Below are 20,997 nucleotides of genomic sequence, written 5' to 3'. Positions count from 1 at the left end.
TTGTCACTTACGAGACGGCCTTGGGGTTGTAGTGGCCGGTGCACGCACGGAACAGGACTTCGAGCAGCTTCAGATTGCCCCGCATGCCGCCGATCTTGGTCGGAACCTCCCCCTTGGGATAACGGCGCACCGTCGCGAGCTCCTGGCATCGATAGCCCAGTTTCGGTACGCGGTAGGAGAGGTAGGCGAGGAGCTCGTAGCCCGAAAAGACATCGCGAAACGGGGCCACGAGGGGATCGAGAAGCATACGGCTGCTGTAGGCGCGGAAGCCTTGCGTCGTGTCTGTCCAGTGAAAGCCTGAGCTCAGGCTGAGCGCGGGCGCGTGAATGAAGCGGATTGCCAGGTCTCGCGATTTCGGCGTGTTCTCGGCGAGGCCACCGACGAGGAAGCGCGACGCTTGCACGAAGTCGACACCGTTCTTCAACGCTTCCACGAAACGCGGAATTGCCTCGGGATCATCCTTGTCGTTGCCATCGATCGTCACGATGCCGTCATAGCCCTGATCGAGCGCGAACGCGTATGCGCAGCGCAGCTGGGCACTCAGCCTGCCGGCGCCGGTCTTGACGATAAGTCCCGCCACGTCCTGGCTGCGCAGGAATTCGTGCTGAAGCGAGCCATCTGTGCTTCCGCCGTCGACGATGACGATGTCCGCGATGTCCGCGATCCGCAGGGTCGACATCCGCGCGAGCAGGGTGCGGATGCGCTCGCCTTCGTTGATCACCGGAATGATCACGCACCAGGGGTGGTGTCGCCCCGCCCACATCGCGACGTTGTACGTCGGCACTTGCCAAGTTGCTCGCGTGTCGGAAGGGATTTCAGATTTCATCGTTCGGGTCATGGTTAACAGTCAGGCCACCTTGGCGGTGATCAGGACGACGCCCGCGATGACAAGCAGGATGCCCGCGCCGGTAGTCCAGTGAAAAGGCTCGCGGAAGATGAGCACCGAAAGCGTGGCTACAGTCGCCACGGCTCCCGATGTCAGGACGGGGTGGGCGACGTTGAGCGGCAACCGGGCCAGCGCCGCGGCATAGAGCAGAAAGGCTGCGCCATACAGGCCGAGGCCGACCCAGAATGGCCAGTTGGCGAAGGCGGCTAGCGGTTCACTTAGCGAGGGAAATCTGCGGGGCGGAATCATCGCCATCTTGACCAGTACGCTGGCCGAGGCGTTGCTGGCGATGCCTAGAATCAGAATCAGCCATTTCATGCGAATTGGACTCCTGGTGCTTGCCGATACCAGCGTTGGGCCGTCGCCAGCGCGCGCTGGATGGCTGGAAGGTGCGGCTCGTTCGCCGTCGCTACCATTTCAATGGAGACGACGTGTCCGGGCAGGTGCGTGGCCAGTTGTGCAGCCATGGCGGCGTGGTCGGTCCGGCCATCACCCAGCGGAACCAGCTCGGGCTCGCTGGCGTGGACATGACCGATCAGATCGGCGTTGTGCTCCAGCACGTCGGCGGGGTCTTCCCCATTGATGGCCAGCGATCCCGTGTCGAACTGCATGCGGATAGCCGGATGGGCGACCAGCCGCACCATGTTCGCGGTCTCTGCGCTGGTTGTCATAAAATTCGCGCCGTAGCACACCGGGTTTGGCTCGAGGCAGAATGTCACGCCGTTGCCATGTGCAATGTCGCCCAGCTCGCGAAAAAACGGCACGGCAATCTCTGCGACCGCACGATCGTCAAGGGCGCCGCGATCCCGATTCTTTGGGGAGCCGAATACCAGTCGGGCCGCGCCCAGTTTGCCGCCGATCCGTGCTACAGCGGCGAGGCGATTCAGCATCGCCGAGCGCGCTGCCGACGAACCGAACATATTGAGTCCGGAAGTGCCGAACAGCAGCGATTGCATGCCGGTCAGTTCAATCCCGTGTGCCTTCCACTGATCGCGCACCCGCGCGATGTCGGCATCGCGCGCATGTTCAGGATCCGGGAAGTATTTGCCAGGGGCTACGTCGATCGCGTCGACGCCGAACTTGTGCAGCAGCGCCGCCACAGACTCGTCTTCGGAGACATCCCAGGCGATGTTCGAGATAGCGATTCTCACGCCCCGCTCCCGGCCTTCAAGGTGCGCGGCTCGGACTGGGCGTATGCGCGGACCGCCTGCAGCGTCGCACGCTGGTCATACTGGTATGCGCCCGAGGCGCCGAATACTGCCGCGTGGCGCGTGCGCAAGTCATAGCGGGCGGCGTTGTCACCCACCACCTGCTCGAACGGCTTGCCGAAGCCCTGGGCCGACACGTCTGCGACACTGATTGGTGCGGCGGTCAGGTGAACTAGTTTCAGGCCCGCGCGCAACGCGACTTCGATGTCGTACCAGAGATTGACCATCGGGTAGAACTGGAAGATGCCACGGCTGTCGATCGCGTGCAGGTTGTTGTCGTTCAAGAAGTCGAAGATAACGTTCTTGCGCAGGCTCGGACCGACCAGCCCAGGCAGGCGGACGATCAGATGGTTCGCGAAATGGCTGGCGACAAATTCCTCGAGCATTAGGCGGTTCAGGCCATAGGCATGCAATCCGCTTTTGTCCACCGGCGAGCTTTCGTCGACGCCGACCGGCGTCTTGAACACATCGACAGTGCTGATCAGGACAAACGTCTTGGATGAGACCGTGCGAAGGTGGGCGATGAGCGCTTCGATTTTCTCACGGTCTGCTGCCGGCTCGCGATTTGCGATCCATTTTTGAGCGGGCGCGCCGGCACAGACCACCGTGTCAAAGTCCTTGCCATCGATCTCGCCAATATTGGTCGAACGGTACAAGGCCTCGAAAGGGGCTTGCCTAAGAAGCGTCGTGCCAACGAAGCCCGTGAAGCCGATCAGTGCATTGTTCATATGTTGCTTTTGCTCAGTGAGGCGGGGGCCGGAGTGAGTGTTTCATCATCCAGTCTTTCAAGGACGTCGTAGATGTTGTCGATCTTGCCGCCGAGGATCGAATAACAGCCAGGCAGTTCCGCGTGCTTCTCGAAGAGGATGGGCCTGCCATCGTCCCCCTCGTTTTTACGCAGGACGGTTTTGATCTCGAACAGCGAATCGATATGACGCGCTTCGGCGACCAAAGGAACATAGCGCGAAACGTCGCGAATCATGCGGTCCACGCGTGAGGCCTTGTCATATGCCGCGAGTCGGTCGTAGGGACTGACACCACCACAGTCGTCCCAATGCAGATGCGGGGTATAGCGCACGTGCGAAAGTGTATGCAAGCCGCGCGCAGGAAAGGGCATCATCGAGAAGAATGGGCCGTCCATGACAGTGATGCCGATATCCTTCAGGCCGGCCGGCGCATCCACCAGCGCCATCTCCGTGATTTCCTGCTTCAGCTCCGTCCGGGTGCCCGGGAAGTCTCCGCCAAACTGGTTCAGTCCGCTGTACGTGCAATTGAAGACGTTGGCGCTCTTGACCACGCGTTCATTCCCCGCGCGGTCATGCATTTCAACGGCGCAGAGTCCGGGGTCGCTGCGCGAAATGGCGCTGACCACGGTCTCACAGCAGACTTCAACGTCGTGCTCCTCTAGTTCACGACGTGCCCATTCCGCGAGCCGTCTAGTGTCGAACGCGTACTCTTCGACAAGGAATACATCTTCGATCAGCCGCGGTGCGAACAGGTTGCGCAGCGTCGGACCGGCAGGCTCGATCCGGGCGCCGATTTCTTGGCAGAACCGCTGAAACTGGCGTGAGCTGACCTTGGAGTTGCGCCGGGCAATCGCATACAGTTTGGTGAAATCCTGCTTGACCGCCTGCGGCCAGTCACGGACGAAGCGTGGAAGGTTGATCCGGCTCCGGTAGGCCGTCGTGAAGCTGCGCGGATAGTGGTACCCGTTGTGGACGCGCGCCTGGTTGCTATAGGAGGCGCGAGATAGCAATGCCGGTTCGCGCTCGACGAGCAGGATCTGCTTCAGCCCGCGCTGCTGCGCGAGATAGACGGCAATGGCTGCGCCGTAAAACCCTCCGCCGATGATGACCGCATCGTAAATGGTGCGCACACTGGCCATCAGGTGATCTGCTGCGGCTTCGCAGTCCGGTTCTCGGACGGTACAGACGCTACCACCTCGATATTTAGCTTCTCGTTGCGCGTCATGCGCGCGCTCGTGAATTCCTGTCCCACGTGGTAGAGAGGTCCCTCGTTGGAGGCAGTCGCCATATCAAGGATGTACTCGCCAAGCACTAGCAGGACCAGCGAAATCAGGAAGAACATGCCTGACTGTTGCAGCGAAAGGCTGATCCATCCTGGCGCGACGTCGGGCTTGAAGAGCCAGATCACGACAACGTAGGCCGAATACAGAAGGTTGGCGACCGCGCCGAACAGCGACAAGACCGTCACCAGCCGCATCGGCGCGCGCGTCGTGGAGACCAGCAGTCGCATGCCCCGATCGATGCTGTTGCCCAGGCGCTTGCGAGGCGCTTGCCGGGGCGCGGCGCTGTACGCGAGGTTGGCGCGCGCAAAGCCTCCAGTGGCAGGCAGATGGCGATAGGTTAGCGCCGGCTGTCGGTGCTGAAGTATGAAGTTGATGACGCGCTTGCTAAGAAGTCGATATTGTGGTGCCTCACGAGCGAGGTCCACCCCGCTGAACCATCTGAACAGGCCGTTAAACACACCGAACGCCCCGCGGTACAGCAGGCCTTGCGCCGGTTTCTGCTTGTTCGTCGCGAAGACGACATCCGCGCCGCTTGCTGCTTTGTCGAGCATTTCGGGGAGGAAGGCAATGTCGTCCACAAACGGATCGACAACGGCGACGAAGTCCCCGAGGGCATTTTCCAGGCCCACCCATGCGGCCGTGTCTGTGTCGACCTCCTTGGTCAACGCGTAGATCTGCAGATTGGGAAGACCGCCTTCTCCCGAAAGGTTTTTCAGGGTCTGGACACTGTCATCGGTCGATGCGTTGTCGATGACGATCAGCTCATAGTCGCTCACAAGTGGCGCAATCGCCGCAGATGATTCGGAGAGGATCTTTTCGTACTGCGCAGCTTCGTTGCGCACCACGAAGAGAACGGAAATAAATACGGGGAAATAGGGCAAAGTCCTGTTCTCTTGATCGCAGCGAGTCACGTGTCGACAGCCAAGGCCTGAAGAATCGCGATATTTTAATCGGTGTGCGGGGATATGGCTATCACCTCGGCGCCCCCAGGCCGCCGACTCCGCTACCAGTCTTGGAGTGGCTGCTGCTTGCAACAGCCTGTTAAGTGTATGTCGAACTGTAACCGGGGCCCGTTGCCTTCACCTTTGGCCTGTGGGCACTTAATGGCCATGCAAAGCAGATATTGTGGGCGTTAATGCCATGGTTATGGGGAAGGCTCCGTGGCGGTTGTAGGCGATAGGAGGCCTAAGGCACGGCCGTGGAACACAGGATGCGGTGCGCATAGTATATAGTCCTGCACAATCGCGCCCAACTTCCGGCTAAGCTCGTGCCCTGCGACAATTCTTTACCTATCGCGGCAGCGAGCGAGGGTTGCAGTGAGCAGGGTAAGCTACAGGAAGAGCCTGCTGGAGGTATGCTCCGGGCGTGCTCTGCACGTGCCGGACAAACAGGCTGTGCAGGATCTATTCGGGTTTTCTAAATGTTTGATTTTTTTTGGGTTCCGCTATTCTCGCTGTTGGCCACGGTCATCGCTGTAGTCGCGTTGCGACCGGTGGCAATTGTAGGCGGGTTGGTCGATCGGCCCGACTCGCGCAAGCGTCACCATGGCGAAATACCCTTAGTGGGCGGAATTGCCATCACCATCGCTGTGTGGGCGGGTGCGATGCTGTTCATGCGCTCTCACGGGTACTATGTCGCCCTCTTGGGGGGCTTGACCCTCTTGGCAATTGTCGGGGTCATCGACGATATGAAGGGAATGTCGCCGGTGGCGAAGCTTGGAGCTCAGTTGCTGGCGGCCATTCTGATGACATCATGGGGTGGAATTTATCTTGGCACGCTTGGAGATATTTTTGGTCGCAGAGAAATTGAACTGGGTAATTGGGGAATTCCTCTGACACTCTTTGCAGCCGTCGCCGTAATTAATGCCATGAATATGTGTGACGGTCTGGACGGCTTGGCGGGAGGGCTAGCCGCCATTACATTTGCGTGGTTCGCATATTTGGCAGGGCAGATCGATAATGGTGCCGCTCAACGCATGTGCGTAATATTCTGCGGTGCCATTCTTGGTTTTCTCTTGTTCAATATGAAGAATCCGTTTCGGGGAGGAAAAAAGGTCTTCCTAGGGGATGCCGGTAGTTTGATGTTGGGGTTCAGTATAGTGTGGTTCGCGGTTCTTCTCTCGCAGCGTAGCTATAACGCGGATCGACAAATACCTCCTGTGGTGATGTTATGGGTACTTGGATTTGTCCTGATTGACCTCTTCACTGTGGTAGTGCGGCGGGTACTGAAGGGCAAGAACCCGCTGGCGGCGGATCGGACTCATCTTCATCACGTGCTGCTGAGACTAGGGTTAGGGCCTGACGCAATTGTCTGGGTCATCTTGGTCAGCAACGCTATATTTGGGTTTTGCGGCGTATATGGCTGGAAAGCAGGATATTCCGAACAAACACTATTTATTCTCTTTCTTGGGCTAGTCCTTGTTCACTTGATGATCATGCGCAATGCGTGGCGCTTAATACGGGTAGGCCGTCGTATTGTGGTTAGATTGACGCGCAAATCCTATTGATCCGACATTCCGCCGCCTATCACTCCGTTCATTGCTGAATGGTGCTAGAGCGAGGCGGATGAGTTGTAGGGACCTGCGCAAGTACGTGTTAGTTGCCGCTCCTTCAAGGAACCCAAGCAAATAGCGGGGGCGGCACAGGCCGGGCGGAGAATGAGATGACTCTAAGAGTCACTGGAGGCGACGCTAGGGGGCGCGCCACTTGCCAGCCAAGAAGCACTTCCGGACTGGCTTATGCCGATGCGATAGCAGTGGCAGGGCGCGTGCGAAGCACCAACGCTAACCCAAAAATCAATGCAACAGCATTAGCCATGGCATAACCCAGCACGGCCCCGCGTGCACCCAGACGCGGTACAGCAATCAGGTCGACAATTACCGTTGTTGCGAGCACCAGCGCCCACTTCACTGCCACCCACCGCGGCTTGCGCAGATACACCGGCAATAAACCCAATCCAACATCCGCAAAGATCAGCGTCGACGCCAGCGCCGCCAGCCGCAGCAGCACGACCGTCTCGCCGAACGCCTGCCCGTACAGCAACTGAACCACCCATTCAGCACAAAGTGCCAGGATGATTGCCCCGCAAAGCCCGATTGCGATCATGCCGCCAGTTACGCGCAGCACATTCCGTCGAGCCGCTCCCACCGATTGCTGACCGAACACATACATCGGCGCAACCCCGGCCGCCAGAATCGTAGCGATAGTCGAAAAATTATCCAGCACTTGCATCGTCGCTGCATATGCCCCCAGCTCAGCAAGTGGCACGAACGGCTTGAGAATCAGTTGGTCCGCGCGGCGAGCGCACACCATCAGCATGAAACTCACCCAGAACAGCGTCCCATCGCGTACCAGGTCTCGCGTCAGCGACGCGTCGCGGGTTGGTACGGTACGCGGCGCGCGTGACAGGTAGTACCAGGCTAGCAGCGCAGCGGCAATCAGCGGTTCGATGGCAAATGCTGTCGCATACGCCGGCACCAGACTGACGCCGGTAAAGAACAGTGCGCCGATCAGCCCCGCCTTCGCAGCCAGCGCAGTGAGGTTGAAGACTACGTTCGGCCGATTATGCGTACGCGCCTGCATCCACGCGATGACTACGCCGAAGGGTTCGCGCAGCATGATGGCCGTGCCGAGGATGGCTGCGGGAATCCACGTGTCTGCCGGCTGTTGTGTGAATGCCAGGTAGGCGCACATCAGGGCATAGCCGGCAAGGCCTGCCGTCAGGCGGATCGCAAAGGCGTGGGCGAGCAGCGCGTGGCTGGCTTCCGGGGCCGGTCGGGCGACGAGCCGTGGTACCACGACTTCGGCAGAGCAGATCAATGGAATGGAAGCCGCGATAAACACCAGCGACTGCGCATACTGGAAATTCGCGAAGCCCTCAGTACCAAGCGCGCGCGCCAGCATGCCGACCACGGCGATCCCGACCGCGACCTGAAGCCCGCGGTCAGCGAGCATCCAAAGCAAGTTGCCGGCAACTTTGCGGCGCATCAGCGGGCTTCCTTTAGTTGGTGGTATTGCGCCAGCCATTGCCGTGCGACGGCGGCCATGTCGAAGCTGTTGATCACCCGCTGTCGGCGTCGATGCTGTTGAGCTTGGGTGCCGGGCAGTTCCTCGATGGCGGCCGCGAGGCCCCCGGCCAGCGCGGCAGCGTCGCCAACCGGTGTGATCGTGGCGACATCGCCTGCCAGTTCGGCCACACCGGCCGCTGCGGTCGAGACTACCGGCAAACCGCTGGCCAAGGCTTCGCCAACGGCCAGCGGCATGCCCTCGATGCGCGATGACAGGACAAAGACATCGGCTGCGCTCAATAGCTCAGGGATGTCGTTCCTTGCGCCAGCCAGCAGCACGGCTTGATTCAACCCATAGTCTGCGACCTGGCTTGCGAGTTTGGCGCGCAGCGGTCCGTCGCCGGCAATCATCAGCCTGGCCTTCGGAAGCCTGCGATACACCTCGCGGAATGCCTCGATCAACATGGCCTGGTCCTTCTCTGGCACCAGCCGGCCAACATTCAGCACCAGCACTTCTTCAGCATTGAGGCCAAGATCCTGGCGCATGCGCTCACGCGAGGCATCGTCCCGCCGGAAGCGATTGGTATCGATGCCGTTGGGCATCACGATCACGCGGCCGCTTGGCACAGCGCCACTCGCAATCATGGCCTGCCTGCCCGCTTCGCTGACATGGGTGGTGAGGTCGCACCAACGGTCCGTCGCGCGATAGGCGAGGGCGCTCAGCCTGCCGCCTTCGCGCGCGCTATGGGCGGAACAAATGACTGGCGGCATCGCGCATGTCCGTGCGAGCATCCGAGCAAACAGGTTGCCGTGGATCATGTGGGCGTGGATCACGTCCGGTTGCCACTGGCGAATAATGTGTCGTGCCTTGCGCAGCGCAGCGAGCATCGACGCCGGCATTTTGCGCATGCCAAGTTCGGTCACGGGGATGCCTGGCGGCAGGTCCACTTCCGTGCCGGCGGTCAGGTTCAGGATGGCAACGTCGTTCCCAAGGGCTATGAAGCTTCCGGCAAGCGCGGCGATTTGCTGCTCGGCCCCACCTAGCTTGAGCCCAGTGGTGATCACCAGGATGCGCAATGGCCGTTGTGAATCATGACTGCCTGCCTTCGCCATCAGCGGGCCCCGTAGCCTGTCAACAGCGTACGCATTGTCTTCACCGCAATCAGCATATCCAGTGCCAGCGAGCAGTGCTTGACGTAGTACAGGTCGTAGCTCAGCTTGGTCACGGTTTCTTCATGACTACCGGCGTATCCCTGTTGTACCTGCGCCCAGCCGGATAGCCCGGGACGAACCAGGTGACGGTAGGGGTAGTAAGCAATCGTTTCCGAGAACTGCTCGACCATCGGCACCTGCTCCGGCCGGGGTCCAATGAAACTCATTTGGCCGATCAGGACGTTCCAAAGTTGTGGAATCTCGTCGAGCCGGTATTTGCGGATGATGCGGCCCACACGCGTGACACGCGGATCGCGCCGCGCGGCGAACTGTGCCGGGGCGCTTTTGTCGACGCCCATGCTGCGGAACTTGAGCATGACAAACGGCTTGCCGAACAGGCCCACGCGTGACTGGCGGAAGATGGCGCTGCCTGGCGTTTCCAGCCGGATCGCCAATGCCACGGCCAGGCCGACGGGCAGGGCGAATGGTGCCAGGCAAAGCACGCCAAGGATGTCGACGGCTCGCTTGAGATAACCGTAGAGGTAATGGGCCGCGTAGTCATCGAGGAAGTTCTCATCGATGTGGGACAGCCCAACTCTTCCGGTCAGCATTTCGCCAACGCGCTCCACCGAATACATCCGCACGTCGCTCATCTTGTACCGGGCGAGCTGCCGGGTGCGCTCCGGGTCTGCCGTGGCGCTTCGGTCGAGCATCAGCCCGTCACAATGCTCGGCGTCCTCCAGTGAGCGAATGAGTTCGAATCGCATGTGCGCAGCTCGTGCTGCACCGGGTATGGTCAGTATGGTGTCCAGTTGCTCTAGCGCATGGGGGTCCGTATAGCCGAACAGCGGAACGTAGTTCTGCACGAAACGGCGGTAGCCCAGCCACGTCCAACCCAGCGTGATGATGTAGGCGAGCAGCATCGCGCCGCGGGAGTATTCGATATGGAATGCAGCGAAGATGAATAGAAGCGCCACGAATGGCAGTGTGGCGGCCAGCCCGACAAGGCTGTTCCCTTCCATCGCCGGCAGGTGCAGTGAGCGATGCAGGAGCATGAAACCGGCCAGATACGGCACGATCGACCACAGCAGCGTGCGCGTGAACACGTGGGTCACGAACCCGGCCCGATGGGCCAGCTCCGCCAGCGCCGCGTTGACTGCAAACAAGGCCAGTCCCAGCGCCGCCCATGCCAGCATCCGGCTGATGCGGCGAATGGTTTCCGAGCCGGCGATGCGCCGGCGGACCGTATGGCGGGGCAGGGCGTCGGTCTTGGTCGAATGCATCATGTCGGCACTCGCGTCGCGCGCGGCAGGGTCGGGAGCGCGGCCTGGTAAATGGTCCATGTAGCGTCGGCCATCCGTTTCAGGCCGAAAAGTTGTTCCCAGCGTTGGCGGGCGGCGCGGCCAAGGCTGGCGCGGAGGGCGGGGTCGCCGGCAAGGCGCTCGAAGACTGCGGACAATGCGGATTCGTCATGGTGGTCGACCAGCAGGCCATGCTTGCCATCTTCCAGCTGTTCCCGGATTCCGGGCAGGTCAGAGGCGATGATCGGCAGCCCGGCTCGCATGGCTTCCAGCACGGAGAGGGGGAAGCCTTCATGGTCGGAGGCCAGCGTGAATGCCTGGGCCGTGGCCAATAGTCCGGCGATATCTGTAACGCTGCCTGGGAATGAGACCCGGCCGGGCGCGATGGCCTCGGCCAACTGCTGCATTGCCTCACGCTCCGGACCATCCCCTGCCAGAACGAGTTCGCAATCGGGCAGGCTGGATCTCGCAAACGCCCGGATCACCGCATCGGGCCGTTTCGGCGCCGCAAAGCGTGCCACCATTACGATCCGGCACATCGGATTCTCAAGCGTGGCCCGCTGAATGGTATCCGCTATCCCATTTGGAACGACAGCGATTCGATCAGCCGGCAAGGGCAGTGCCTGTGCCAGCCGCCGCTCCGCTTCCGCCACGCAGATTACGCGCGCCGTCAGCGGCGCCAACATCCACTCCGCCACGCGCGCAGCGATGCGCTGGCGCGCCGGAGCCTCGGGCTTGAACGCGAAGCCATGGACTGTGTAGATGACAGGTATGCCGAGCAGGAATCCGGCGATGCGGCCCAGCGCGCCGGCCTTGGCGCTATGCGCGTGGATCAGGTCGGGCGCGACCTGTTTCAGCGCCTTGACCATCTCGCGCAGGGCAGCGATCGCACGCCACGGGGACAGCGCGTTGTCTAGCCGCTCCAGCCGGATGGACCGGGCGCCCGCCTGTTTTGCGATATCGAACAGGGGGCCGTCGCCGCCCGCCAGCAGGACGGTATCTGCCTTGCCCGCCATCGACTGCAACAGGTCGGCGACATGCGACTGCGCGCCGCCGATCTCCGAATTGGTGATCAGATAGGCGATGCGAGGGCGTGGCGAAGGCTGGGCAGTTGGTCTCAAGGTTCTGTAGTCTGTAGCCGGGTCGCGGCCGCCATATGTCACAGGGCAATGCAAGCTGTGAGGGAGGTTGCCGGGTGCCCGGGCAGATTGCTGCCGGCAACCATGGCGCCCCAAACGGGGAGCGGCCCAGGAGCGGCGGACAGGGCACCGCTCAATGTAGGACAGACTCCGAAAATTGTGTCCATCCGTGATAATGCGGCGATTATACCGCCCGGGGATGCCGCAATCCGGCAAAATAGCACCCTTTGGTGCGTCGCATTTTCTGTTTTTGGAAGTGCGGTGCGGCTGGAAAGCGATACAGGAAGCCACATGCAAATCGATCCCACCATTTTTAAAGCCTACGACATCCGCGGAATCGTGGGTAAGACTCTCACGCGCGACGTTGCGCGCCAGATCGGGCTGTCGTTCGGTTCGGCGGCTACGGAGATGGGCGAAAAAACCATCGCCGTAGGCCGCGACGGCCGCCTCTCTGGCCCCGACCTCATCTCCGGCCTGATCGAAGGCCTGCGCGCCGCCGGCCTGGACGTGATCGACATCGGCATGGTCGCCACTCCGATGGTCTACTTCGCCACCAACATCGAGATCGACGGCGTCCGCCCGACCTCCGGCATCATGGTCACCGGCAGCCACAACCCGCCGGACTACAACGGTTTCAAGATGGTGCTGGCCGGCAAGGCGATCTATGGCGAGCAGATCCAGGCGCTGCGCCAGAGGATCGAAGCCGGTCAGTTCAGCAGCGGTGCCGGCACCTACAAGCAAGTCGATGTGCGTCAAAAGTATCTCGACCGCATCATCAGCGACGTCAAGCTGGCCCGGCCGATGAAGATTGCCCTGGATGCCGGCAACGGCGTGGCCGGCGCTTTCGTGGGTGACTTATTCCGTGGCCTGGGCTGCGAAGTGACGGAGCTGTTCTGCGACGTGGACGGCAACTTCCCGAACCACCACCCTGATCCCGCACATATCGAGAATCTGCAGGATCTGATGAAGACCCTGCGCGAGACTGACTGCGAGCTCGGCCTGGCCTTCGACGGCGATGGCGACCGCCTTGGCGTGGTGACCAAGGACGGTCAGGTGATTTTCCCGGACAGGCAACTGATGCTGTTCGCTGAAGAGATCCTGTCGCGTAATCCGGGCGCCCAGGTTATTTACGACGTGAAATGCACCGGCAAGCTGGCCCCCTGGATTCGCGAGCATGGCGGTGAGCCGCTGATGTGGAAGACCGGCCATTCGCTGGTGAAGGCGAAGCTGAAGGAAACGGGCGCGCCGATCGCGGGCGAGATGAGCGGCCACGTGTTCTTCAAGGACCGCTGGTATGGCTTTGACGATGGCCTGTACACGGGTGCGCGCCTGTTGGAGATCCTGTCGCGCCACGCGGATCCGAGCGCGGTGCTGAATGCGCTGCCGAATGCCAACAACACGCCGGAACTGCAGCTCAAGTGTGCCGAGGGTGAGCCGTTCACGCTGCTGGACCAGATCAAGGCGAACGCGAAGTTCGAAGGGGCGCGTGAGGTGATCACCATCGATGGCGTGCGCGTGGAGTATGCCGATGGCTTCGGCCTGGCGCGCCCGTCCAACACCACCCCGGTGGTGGTGATGCGTTTCGAGGCTGACAACGACGCCGCGCTGGCGCGCATCCAGGCGGAGTTCAAGCGCGTGATCCTGGCAGAGAAGCCGGATGCTCAGCTCCCGTTCTGAGCGCGCGACAGTGCCGGCGACATCGTCGGACGCGGCCGGTGTGGCGCAGCCCACGCCGGCCGCGGTGCCTTTCACACTGCCGGATCGGCCGCGCATCCTGCTGGTCAAGGTGTCGTCGCTCGGTGACGTGGTGCACAACATGCCGCTGGTGCACGACCTGCGCGCGCGCTGGCCGGGTGCCGAGATCGACTGGGTGGTGGAAGAGGGCTACGTCGAGCTTGTCCGGTTGTTGCCGGAGGTGCGCCGGGTGATCCCGTTTGCGCTGCGGCGCTGGCGCAAGCGCATCCTGCAGGGCGGCACCTGGCGCGAGGTAGGCGAGGTGCGTGACGCGTTGCGCCAGGAGCGTTACGACGCGGTGATCGAGAGCCAGGGTTTGCTCAAGACCGCGGTGGTCGCGCGCGTGGCCACGCGGGCGCCCGGTGCGCCGATTATCGGGCTGGGCAATGCCACGCAGGGCTCCGGCTATGAGCCGGCAGCGCGGCTGTTGTACACCGAGCCGGTGCGCGTGCCGCGCCAGACGCATTCGGTGCGGCGCTCACGCTTGCTCGGTGCTGCGCTGACCGGGCTTGCGCCGGCGGAGCCACCGCAGTTTTTCGGGTCTGCCGCGCAGTCGCTGCATGTGGACGATCCGCTGTGGGGCGACCTGCCTGCGCGCTATGCCGTGTGCTTCCATGCGACAGCTGGCGCGCGCAAGAAATGGGCGGTGCAGAACTGGCATGCGCTGGGCAGGCGGCTGGCGGATGAAGGTCTGGTGATGTTGCTGCCGTGGGGCAATGACAAGGAACGCCAGGCTGCCGAAGAGATTGCTGCCGGTGTGCCACAGGCGAGAGTGTTGCCGCGTTTCTCGGTGATGCAGGGCTTCGGGCTGATCAACCGGGCCGAGGTGGTGATCGGGGTCGATACGGGCCTGGTCCATATCGCCGCGGCATTGTGCCGGCCGACGGTAGAGATCTATACGGCCACGTGGCGCTGGAAGACTGAGGGCTACTGGTCCGGGCGCATCGCCAATGTCGGTGACGACGGCGTGGTGCCATCGGTCGATGAGGTCTACGACGCGGCTTGCCGCGTGCGCGGAGTGGCTGCCTGATGCTGCGTTTGCTCTATAGCATGTTGTGGGTGGTGGTGCTGCCGCTGGCGCTGCTGCGCCTGGCCTGGCGTGCGCGCAAGGAGCCGGGCTACTTGCAGCATGTCGGCGAACGCCTGGGTATATACGGCAGCCTGCCCCGGAAAGGTCCGTGGCTATGGGTCCACGCCGTGTCGGTGGGCGAGACCCGCGCGGCGCAGCCGCTGATCGAGGCGCTGCTCGGCGCCTATCCGCACCACCGCCTGCTGCTGACGCACATGACGCCGACCGGCCGCCAGACCGGTGCGCAGCTGTTCGGCAAGGAGCCGCGCATCCTGCAGTGCTACCTGCCGTATGACCTGCCATGGCTGGTGGGGTGTTTCATGCGGTATTTCCGGCCGCAGGCGGGCATGCTGATGGAGACGGAGGTGTGGCCCAACCTGGTGCGCGGCGCGCGCAAGGCCGGTGTGCCGCTGTTCCTGGTCAACGCGCGCCTGTCGCCGCGCAGCTTCCGGCGCACGGCGAGGTTTGGGCGTGCGGCGGCGGTCATGTATGGGGATTTTGCGGGCGTGCTGGCGCAGACGGCGGGTGATGCCGAGCGCTTTCACGCGTTGGGCGTGCCGGCGGTGCAGATCACCGGCAACCTGAAGTTCGATATGCAGCCGGCGCCGGCAGGCGTTGCGCTGGGCGAGCAGTTGCGCAAGGTCTTTGGCACGCGTGCGGTGCTGGCCGCAGCCAGCACGCGTGAGGGAGAAGAGCCGATGTTGCTCGATGCCTTCTCCCACTGGCAATCACTGGCGGGCAATGTCCCGCGTCCCGCTCTGCTGCTGATCCCCCGCCATCCGCAGCGCTTCGATGAAGTCGCCGCGATGGCGGCGCGTGCGGGGTTCTCGGTCGAGCGCCGCAGTGCACTGGATCTTGACGGCATCCAGTCGCCGCTGACTGCCGACATCGTGCTCGGCGATTCGATGGGCGAGATGGCCATGTACTTTGCTGCGTCGGATCTTGCCTTTATCGGCGGCAGCCTGTTGCCGTTGGGCGGGCAGAACCTGATCGAGGCCTGCGCGGTCGGCACGCCGGTACTGGTTGGCCCGCATACCTTCAACTTTGCGCAGGCGACGGAAGACGCGATTGCCGCGGGCGCTTGCCTGCGCGTCGACAATGCCGATGCGCTGATGCGCACCGCGGCAAGCGTGCTGGCCGATCCTGCCCGGCTGGCGGATATGCGCGCGCATGCGCAGACCTTTGCAGGCCTGCATCGGGGCGCCACCGTGCGCACCCTCGCTGCGCTGGCCCCGGCGCTGGAAGGCTGATCCGGTGCTTACCCTGGTGCCTTGACCAGGGCATCCCACTGCAGGGCAAGCCGCTCCAGCGTGAAGTGGTTTGCCTTGTGGCGGCCACCGGCGCCAAGGCGGCTCGCCAGTTCCGGCTGGCGGATCACCGTCAGCAGCGCCTTGGCCAGCGCATCGGCATCCTCCGCTGCGACCACCAGCGCATCCTGTCCTGGAACGAGCAGTTCGCGGGGCCCGGTCTCGCAATCGGTCGATACGATCGGCAGGCCAAAGGCCATCGCTTCGATCAGCACCAGCCCGAATCCCTCATAGCGCGAACTCAGGCAGAAGACCGATGCACGCCCGTAGGCGTGCGCCGGATCCTGGCAGATACCCGGCAGGCTGGCCCGGCCTTGCAGTTGCAGCTGGCTGACCAGTGCAGTGAGGGCAGGGCGCGCTTCGCCTTCGCCGTGGATGACCAGATGCCATTCCGGTTCCGCTTGCGCCACCTTCTGCCAGGCGCGCAGCAAGACATCGAAACCTTTCGCCGGGACCAGCCGGCCCATGGCCAGCACGGTCTTCTGCATGCGTGGCGCGGGTTCGGCCGGCGTCGGAAATGGCAACGGATTCGGCAGGCAGACAACCTCGCTGCGCGGCCGCAGTGCCTCAAGCCAGCGGCGGCGGTCCCGTTCTGTCAGCACGACCACCTGCCGGCAGAACCGCGCGGCCAGTCGACGTGCCACCTTGCGTGCCGGCTTGCCGAGATCCTCGTCGAAATGGCAATGCTCCCACGCGATATGGTGCAGGCCCAGGCCGAGGGTGGCAGGCAGCACGAAGAGTTCGAGCATGGTGTCGACCTGTACCAGCACATCGATGCGATGCGCGGTGCAGTGCCTGCGGATGCCGGCGACCGTGGCGAAATAGGCGCGTTTGAAGGAGGGCCGTTGCGCGAACAGCGCTTCATGGCGCACGCGTGGGTGCAACGGAAACTGGCTGGCAGCATCCCAGAGGCTCAGGATCGTGACACGATGGCCAAGATCGGCCAGCGCATTGGCGATCGTTGCGGTCATCCGCTCCGCGCCGGCCATCGCATTCAAGGTACCGGTCAGGAAGCAGATGTGGCGTCGTGAGTCCTGGCTCAACTGGCCGCCCGCGCGGGCAAGGCGTCCTTGCGCGCAACCACATAGGCAAAGCACACGGCCATGGTCAGGCTGTAGAAGGCATTGACCAGGGTCGTGGCGAACATGACCTCGGTCAGGCCGAACACCATGAAGCCGCAGCACAGGGCCAGGCCCATGGCGCTGGCGACCTGCGTGCCCCGGTCTGCATTGCCAAGATGGCGCAGGAAGAAGGCGGCCGGTACCAGATACAGGGCAAGGATTGCCAGTAGGCCCGGGATGCCGAGCGTGGCCGTAGCATGCAGGAGTTCATTGTGTGAATGCGGCATGGTGGCAGCCATTGGGGTGATTACATGCCGCGCCGCAAGCGTTTGCAGGGTCCACTCAAACTTCTCTGGCCCTACGCCGGTCCAGGGGTGAGCCTGTATCATTTCCAGTGAGGCCCGCCAGAGCTGTAGCCGTATCCCGGTTGGGGTGTCCAGGGTTACATGTTGAGCGAATTGAGACACTTCGGAAACAACGTCTGCCGTGCGCTGCTGCACGCGGGCGCTGCCGAGCCACGCGAGGCTCATGAGGCCAGCCAGCCCAAGCATGGCCGCCGCTTTGTGCATCCGCGTCAGCCTGTGTGATGCAGCTAGTGCAATGAGTGCCAGCACGGGGATGGCGATCCAGCCGCCGCGCGTGCCGCTCATGTATGAAGCGTACAGGCCGGCAAAGCCTGCCAGCAGCTTCAGGCCCGATTGCAGGTAGTCCCTGGGACGATCCCATCCAATTGAAATCAGGGCGAGTATTCCCATCAGCATGGAAAGATTGCTAAGGGGAATGATATTGGAGGACCCTACGTGAGCTGGGCGACCGGCAGCTGTCGCCTCGTGGATCCAGGCCGCGGAAAGGAGCGCACAGACCACGAAACCCCACTGCACATTCCGCATCCCACCCCTGCCAAGCCGTACCATCCCAAAAACCAACGGAATGAACAAAGCAAAGCGCAGGTAAAGGTAAGAAACATGCGGCTCCTCCGCCCCCGACAGCAGTTGCTGCAACAGCACTGCCAGCGGCAACGCCGCCATGGCCAGCATGAAGAACCAGTACCTGCGCAACAGCCCCCCACATTCCGCCCGGCCCTCGCGCCCGCCGGCAACGAGAGTGATGGCGCTCCAGCCGAGCAGGAGTCCGTAGCAGAGGTTGCTAACCGTCGGCTTGACAAACATCAGCGCAGGGAACGCTGCCAGAACGGCACAGGCGGCCAGGTACAGAGCTTTGTCGACCCCATACGATTGGGATCTCTGCAATCTCGTCATCAAGAGCATGGAGAGAGGTTTCCGGAGGAAGGGTTGTGCACTCGGGATGCGGGCCGATCCATCCTTCTTATTATTTTGTCGCCGCCTGTTGAGCAGCGGAGCCTGTCGGTCACATTGCTGCGCCGGGCGAGGCAATTATATCGGATGGTCAGGGTGGGATATCTTGATGTTCCGCATCCTAGCCCGCCGAACCCGTTGGGACGTTACAGAATGTATGTGATTTAATCGATGCTGGACCGGCGCTTTGGCGCAACCGCCTTGCTAAACTGATGTATCAGTGGGGTGCACTTTTCGGCATGCCCTTTGTCAGATCTGTCGATTGCACCATGCGGCCGTCTTGAGCGGCCCTGTTACAGGAGTCCTTCATGCACAGCCGTACCAGCCTGTTCCCCTTCTCCCTGGCTGCCCGCAGCGCGGCCGCCTTGCTGGTGGCAACCGCGCTAGGTGCCTGCACGACCGCGGCGGCGCCTGACCTCCCCTCCGCCGGTACCAACCTCAACCAGACCCAACCCTCCGGCCCCAGCCGCTGGGAACTGGTGCGCTGGCAGCAGCCCGACGGCGCGCTGCGCGATATCCCGCACGGCGACAACGGCCAGCCCATCATTTTTGAGTTCAATGAGGGCATCGATGCCGCGCAGGGCACGGTCAGCGGCACCAGTGGCTGCAACCGCTTTACCGGCAGCTATGGCAAGACCGACACCGGCATCCGCTTTGACCGCATCGCCGGCACGCGCATGGCTTGCCCGCCGCCGCGCATGGAACTGGAATCGGCTTTGCTCAAGGCGATGCAGACGCCGTTTGCCACGGTCGGCACGCAGCCGTCGGCGGGCAGTACGGGCCGGCAGATCATCTGGAAGACTGCCGGCGGCGACTTGCTGCAATTCGTCGAGCGCGAAGGCGTGGGCAGGCGCGGTGCGAGCGTGGAAGCCGGCGGCGTGGAGAAGGTGGTCTATATCGATTCGCAGCGCGTGGAATGCTCGGGCGTGGGCAAGATGACGTGCTACCGCTGGCGCGAATCGCCGGAGGCGCCGTGGCAGCTCTGGTACGGCCCGATCGAGGGGCTGGATTTTGAGCCGGGCGTGGCCTATATGCTGCGCGTGCGCGAGTACCAGGTGCCGAACCCGCCGGCGGATGCATCGTCGATCCGCTGGCAGCTGCTGAAGGTGGAGTCGCGTACGCGGGCGAAGTAGTGCGACGCCGTTCACGCAAACGGGCCGCAATTGCGGCCCGTTTTGCTTTGCGGCGTGCTGCGGAGGATCAGGTGCGCGGTGCGCCGGCGGGCGTGGCTTCGCGCCGCGTCCCGCGGCGCTCGACCGCGGCGCGCGGGTTTGCCGGGGCCCTGGCGCCGGCCTGTGCTGGCGCGGGCAGTTTGTACAGCGCGCCCGGCGAGGAGGTCAGCAGGGTGTTGATCTGCACCACGTCGGCTTCCTGCAGCACGCCGGTGGAGGCCTTCAGCCGCAGGCCGTTCATGATGGTGTCGTAGCGGGCCTTGGCCAGGTCGCGCCGGGTGGAGAACAGTTGCGCTTCGGCGTTGAGCACGTCGATATTGATGCGCACGCCCACTTCATAGCCGAGCTGGTTGGATTCCACTGCGCTGGTGGCCGAGCGTTCGGCGGCTTCCAGGGCCTTGACCTGGGCCAGGCCGTTGGACACGCCGGAGTAAGTCTGCCGGGCCGTCTGCGCGGCGGTGCGGCGCGCGAATTCCAGGTCGCTGGCGGCCTTGTCGGCCAGGGCCAGGGTCTCGCGCACGCGCGACTGGATCTGGCCGCCGGCGAAGATCGGCATGGTCAGCTGCACGCCGATCTGCGAGGCGTTGTAATGGGTGGAGATGGCCTGCGTGGCGCTGCCGGTCTGGTTGGTGAAGCCGTACGAGGCCACCAGGTCGACCGAGGGCAGGTGGCCGGCCTTGGCCTTGTTGGTTTCGCGCTGGGCGGTTTCCAGGTTGTAGCTGGCCAGGTTCACCTGCAGGTTGCTGGTCTCTGCCTGCGCGGCCCAGGCGTTGACGTCGGGCGGCTGCGGGCCGGGGATGGGTGCTTCGGGGCGCAGGCCCAGCACTTCGTCGACCGGCTTGCCGGTGATCTGCTGCAGCGTGGCGCGCTTGATCTCAAGGTCGCTCTGCGCGGCGATTTCGGTCGAGGTGGCCAGGTCATAGCGGGCCTGGGCGTCGTTGGTGTCGGTGATGGTGGCGGTGCCGACTTCGAAATTGCGCTTGGCCTGCTCCAGCTGCTCGGAGATGGCCTTCTTCTGCGCGCGTGCCAGGTAGAGGTTGTCCTGTGCCGCCAGCACGTCGAAGTAGGCCTGCGCGCTGCGCGTGATCAGGTCGAGCTCGGCCTGGTGGAAGCTGACTTCACCAGCCAGCGACGCCAGTTCGCCCTGCTTGTAGGTTTCCCAGCGGTCCCAGCGGAACAGCGGCTGGCTCAGTTGCAGCTGCCAGTTGTTGTTGTTGAAGAAGCGCGTGCCGGAGGCGCTGGCCCCGGCGCCGACCGGCAGCGAAGCGGTCTGGTCGAGCTTGGTGCGGTTGGCGCCCGCGGTGCCGACCACCTGCGGCAGCAGCCCGGCACGGCCCTGGGGCAGCCGCTCGCGCGTGGCCAGCAGCTGCGAGCGCGCGCTGGCAAACTGCGCGTCATTGGCTTGCGCATCGCGATAGACCTGCAGCAGGTCGGCCGCGCTTGCCGGTGCCGCCGGCATCATGGCCAGCAGCGGGGCAAGCAGGGAAACCGCGATCGCCAGGCGTGTCCGGATCACTCCGGCCAGGGCGTTGGGCGCAAACGTCATGAAAGCTCCAGGTTGCCGGGCGCGGGCCGCGGCTACAGTCGATTCTTCTTGGTGTTGCTGTGCTGGACTGC

Annotated in this window: 18 protein-coding genes; 5 read left to right on the top strand and 13 right to left on the bottom strand. The window is 63.1% G+C overall.

The genetic code is table 11. The features are described 5' to 3' along the window. Nucleotides 1-7 precede the first annotated feature (7 nt). From AC3WON_RS06585 to AC3WON_RS06560, 6 genes are read right to left on the bottom strand one after another with little or no spacing between them, the layout of a single operon-like run. Nucleotides 8-826, bottom strand: coding sequence for a glycosyltransferase family 2 protein (locus AC3WON_RS06585; RefSeq protein ID WP_492351425.1), 819 nt, complete (start codon nt 824-826; stop codon nt 8-10). Between the two features lie 21 nt (nt 827-847). Next, nucleotides 848-1,204 (bottom strand): EamA family transporter, encoded by a 357-nt coding sequence (locus AC3WON_RS06580; RefSeq protein WP_454751204.1) that lies wholly within the window; start codon nt 1,202-1,204, stop codon nt 848-850. After that, a complete protein-coding gene (locus AC3WON_RS06575; protein WP_492351424.1) occupies nt 1,201-2,037 on the bottom strand; it encodes a sugar phosphate isomerase/epimerase family protein in 837 nt (278 codons plus the stop codon). The genes AC3WON_RS06580 and AC3WON_RS06575 overlap by 4 nt, the downstream gene beginning before the upstream one ends. Further along, on the bottom strand, nt 2,034-2,822 hold the full coding sequence (locus AC3WON_RS06570) for an NAD-dependent epimerase/dehydratase family protein (protein ID WP_492351423.1): 789 nt from the start codon (nt 2,820-2,822) through the stop codon (nt 2,034-2,036). Before AC3WON_RS06570 ends, AC3WON_RS06575 begins: the two co-directional genes overlap by 4 nt. Beyond that, entirely contained in the window at nt 2,819-3,979 is a 1,161-nt protein-coding gene (locus tag AC3WON_RS06565) for an FAD-dependent oxidoreductase (RefSeq protein ID WP_492351422.1), read from the bottom strand. The genes AC3WON_RS06570 and AC3WON_RS06565 overlap by 4 nt, the downstream gene beginning before the upstream one ends. Beyond that, a complete protein-coding gene (locus AC3WON_RS06560) occupies nt 3,979-5,004 on the bottom strand; it encodes a glycosyltransferase (RefSeq protein ID WP_492351421.1) in 1,026 nt (341 codons plus the stop codon). The genes AC3WON_RS06565 and AC3WON_RS06560 overlap by 1 nt, the downstream gene beginning before the upstream one ends. A 539-nt stretch (nt 5,005-5,543) precedes the next feature. On the opposite strand from AC3WON_RS06560, the gene AC3WON_RS06555 reads away from it, so the two are divergent. Next, on the top strand, nt 5,544-6,629 hold the full coding sequence (locus AC3WON_RS06555) for an MraY family glycosyltransferase (protein WP_492351420.1): 1,086 nt from the start codon (nt 5,544-5,546) through the stop codon (nt 6,627-6,629). Between the two features lie 229 nt (nt 6,630-6,858). On the opposite strand, the gene AC3WON_RS06550 is transcribed toward AC3WON_RS06555, so the two are convergent. The 4 genes from AC3WON_RS06550 to AC3WON_RS06535 are packed head-to-tail and all read right to left on the bottom strand — an operon-like array spanning nt 6,859 to nt 11,703. Beyond that, nucleotides 6,859-8,109, bottom strand: coding sequence for an oligosaccharide flippase family protein (locus tag AC3WON_RS06550; RefSeq protein ID WP_492351419.1), 1,251 nt, complete (start codon nt 8,107-8,109; stop codon nt 6,859-6,861). Then, the gene (locus AC3WON_RS06545; RefSeq protein WP_492351418.1) at nt 8,109-9,242 is read right to left on the bottom strand and encodes a glycosyltransferase; all 1,134 of its coding nucleotides are present in this window, start codon (nt 9,240-9,242) and stop codon (nt 8,109-8,111) included. The genes AC3WON_RS06550 and AC3WON_RS06545 overlap by 1 nt, the downstream gene beginning before the upstream one ends. Beyond that, nucleotides 9,242-10,567, bottom strand: a complete 1,326-nt coding sequence (locus AC3WON_RS06540; RefSeq protein ID WP_492351417.1) for a sugar transferase — start codon at nt 10,565-10,567, stop codon at nt 9,242-9,244. The genes AC3WON_RS06545 and AC3WON_RS06540 overlap by 1 nt, the downstream gene beginning before the upstream one ends. After that, the gene (locus AC3WON_RS06535) at nt 10,564-11,703 is read right to left on the bottom strand and encodes a glycosyltransferase family 4 protein (protein ID WP_492351416.1); all 1,140 of its coding nucleotides are present in this window, start codon (nt 11,701-11,703) and stop codon (nt 10,564-10,566) included. The genes AC3WON_RS06540 and AC3WON_RS06535 overlap by 4 nt, the downstream gene beginning before the upstream one ends. Nucleotides 11,704-12,012: 309 nt before the next feature. Here AC3WON_RS06535 and AC3WON_RS06530 point away from each other — a divergent pair, with 309 nt between their 5' ends. The 3 genes from AC3WON_RS06530 to waaA are packed head-to-tail and all read left to right on the top strand — an operon-like array spanning nt 12,013 to nt 15,774. Continuing rightward, nucleotides 12,013-13,398 carry a phosphomannomutase/phosphoglucomutase gene (locus tag AC3WON_RS06530; protein WP_492351468.1) on the top strand — a complete coding sequence of 462 codons (1,386 nt, stop codon included), beginning with the start codon at nt 12,013-12,015 and terminating at the stop codon, nt 13,396-13,398. Further along, complete coding sequence (waaC, locus tag AC3WON_RS06525; RefSeq protein ID WP_492351415.1) at nt 13,379-14,485, top strand: lipopolysaccharide heptosyltransferase I; 1,107 nt, start codon at nt 13,379-13,381, stop codon at nt 14,483-14,485. The genes AC3WON_RS06530 and waaC overlap by 20 nt, the downstream gene beginning before the upstream one ends. Continuing rightward, nucleotides 14,485-15,774 carry a lipid IV(A) 3-deoxy-D-manno-octulosonic acid transferase gene (waaA, locus tag AC3WON_RS06520; protein ID WP_492351414.1) on the top strand — a complete coding sequence of 430 codons (1,290 nt, stop codon included), beginning with the start codon at nt 14,485-14,487 and terminating at the stop codon, nt 15,772-15,774. Before waaC ends, waaA begins: the two co-directional genes overlap by 1 nt. 8 nt (nt 15,775-15,782) lie before the next feature. Here waaA and AC3WON_RS06515 read toward each other — a convergent pair whose 3' ends face one another. Further along, the gene (locus tag AC3WON_RS06515; protein ID WP_492351413.1) at nt 15,783-16,874 is read right to left on the bottom strand and encodes a glycosyltransferase family 4 protein; all 1,092 of its coding nucleotides are present in this window, start codon (nt 16,872-16,874) and stop codon (nt 15,783-15,785) included. Further along, entirely contained in the window at nt 16,871-18,160 is a 1,290-nt protein-coding gene (locus tag AC3WON_RS06510) for an O-antigen ligase family protein (protein ID WP_492351412.1), read from the bottom strand. The genes AC3WON_RS06515 and AC3WON_RS06510 overlap by 4 nt, the downstream gene beginning before the upstream one ends. Before the next feature lie 356 nt (nt 18,161-18,516). Between AC3WON_RS06510 and AC3WON_RS06505 the strand changes: the two genes are divergently transcribed. Continuing rightward, a complete protein-coding gene (locus tag AC3WON_RS06505) occupies nt 18,517-19,341 on the top strand; it encodes a DUF4377 domain-containing protein (protein ID WP_492351411.1) in 825 nt (274 codons plus the stop codon). 67 nt (nt 19,342-19,408) lie between these two features. Here AC3WON_RS06505 and AC3WON_RS06500 read toward each other — a convergent pair whose 3' ends face one another. Next, nucleotides 19,409-20,926: a TolC family outer membrane protein gene (locus tag AC3WON_RS06500; RefSeq protein ID WP_492351410.1), complete on the bottom strand. Its 1,518-nt coding sequence runs from the start codon at nt 20,924-20,926 to the stop codon at nt 19,409-19,411. Nucleotides 20,927-20,997 lie beyond the last annotated feature (71 nt).

It is taken from the genome of Cupriavidus sp. FW305-46 (genome assembly GCF_058787075.1).
This window is presented reverse-complemented; position numbering and strand designations above follow the sequence as displayed.

Coding starts and splice junctions, on each gene's coding strand:
- AC3WON_RS06585 (WP_492351425.1), bottom strand. CDS start 826: ATGAAATCTGAAATCCCTTCCGACACGCGAGCAACTTGGCAAGTGCCG.
- AC3WON_RS06580 (WP_454751204.1), bottom strand. CDS start 1,204: ATGAAATGGCTGATTCTGATTCTAGGCATCGCCAGCAACGCCTCGGCC.
- AC3WON_RS06570 (WP_492351423.1), bottom strand. CDS start 2,822: ATGAACAATGCACTGATCGGCTTCACGGGCTTCGTTGGCACGACGCTT.
- AC3WON_RS06565 (WP_492351422.1), bottom strand. CDS start 3,979: ATGGCCAGTGTGCGCACCATTTACGATGCGGTCATCATCGGCGGAGGG.
- AC3WON_RS06555 (WP_492351420.1), top strand. CDS start 5,544: ATGTTTGATTTTTTTTGGGTTCCGCTATTCTCGCTGTTGGCCACGGTC.
- AC3WON_RS06550 (WP_492351419.1), bottom strand. CDS start 8,109: ATGCGCCGCAAAGTTGCCGGCAACTTGCTTTGGATGCTCGCTGACCGC.
- AC3WON_RS06545 (WP_492351418.1), bottom strand. CDS start 9,242: ATGGCGAAGGCAGGCAGTCATGATTCACAACGGCCATTGCGCATCCTG.
- AC3WON_RS06540 (WP_492351417.1), bottom strand. CDS start 10,567: ATGATGCATTCGACCAAGACCGACGCCCTGCCCCGCCATACGGTCCGC.
- AC3WON_RS06530 (WP_492351468.1), top strand. CDS start 12,013: ATGCAAATCGATCCCACCATTTTTAAAGCCTACGACATCCGCGGAATC.
- waaC (WP_492351415.1), top strand. CDS start 13,379: ATGCTCAGCTCCCGTTCTGAGCGCGCGACAGTGCCGGCGACATCGTCG.
- waaA (WP_492351414.1), top strand. CDS start 14,485: ATGCTGCGTTTGCTCTATAGCATGTTGTGGGTGGTGGTGCTGCCGCTG.
- AC3WON_RS06510 (WP_492351412.1), bottom strand. CDS start 18,160: ATGCTCTTGATGACGAGATTGCAGAGATCCCAATCGTATGGGGTCGAC.
- AC3WON_RS06505 (WP_492351411.1), top strand. CDS start 18,517: ATGCACAGCCGTACCAGCCTGTTCCCCTTCTCCCTGGCTGCCCGCAGC.
- AC3WON_RS06500 (WP_492351410.1), bottom strand. CDS start 20,926: ATGACGTTTGCGCCCAACGCCCTGGCCGGAGTGATCCGGACACGCCTG.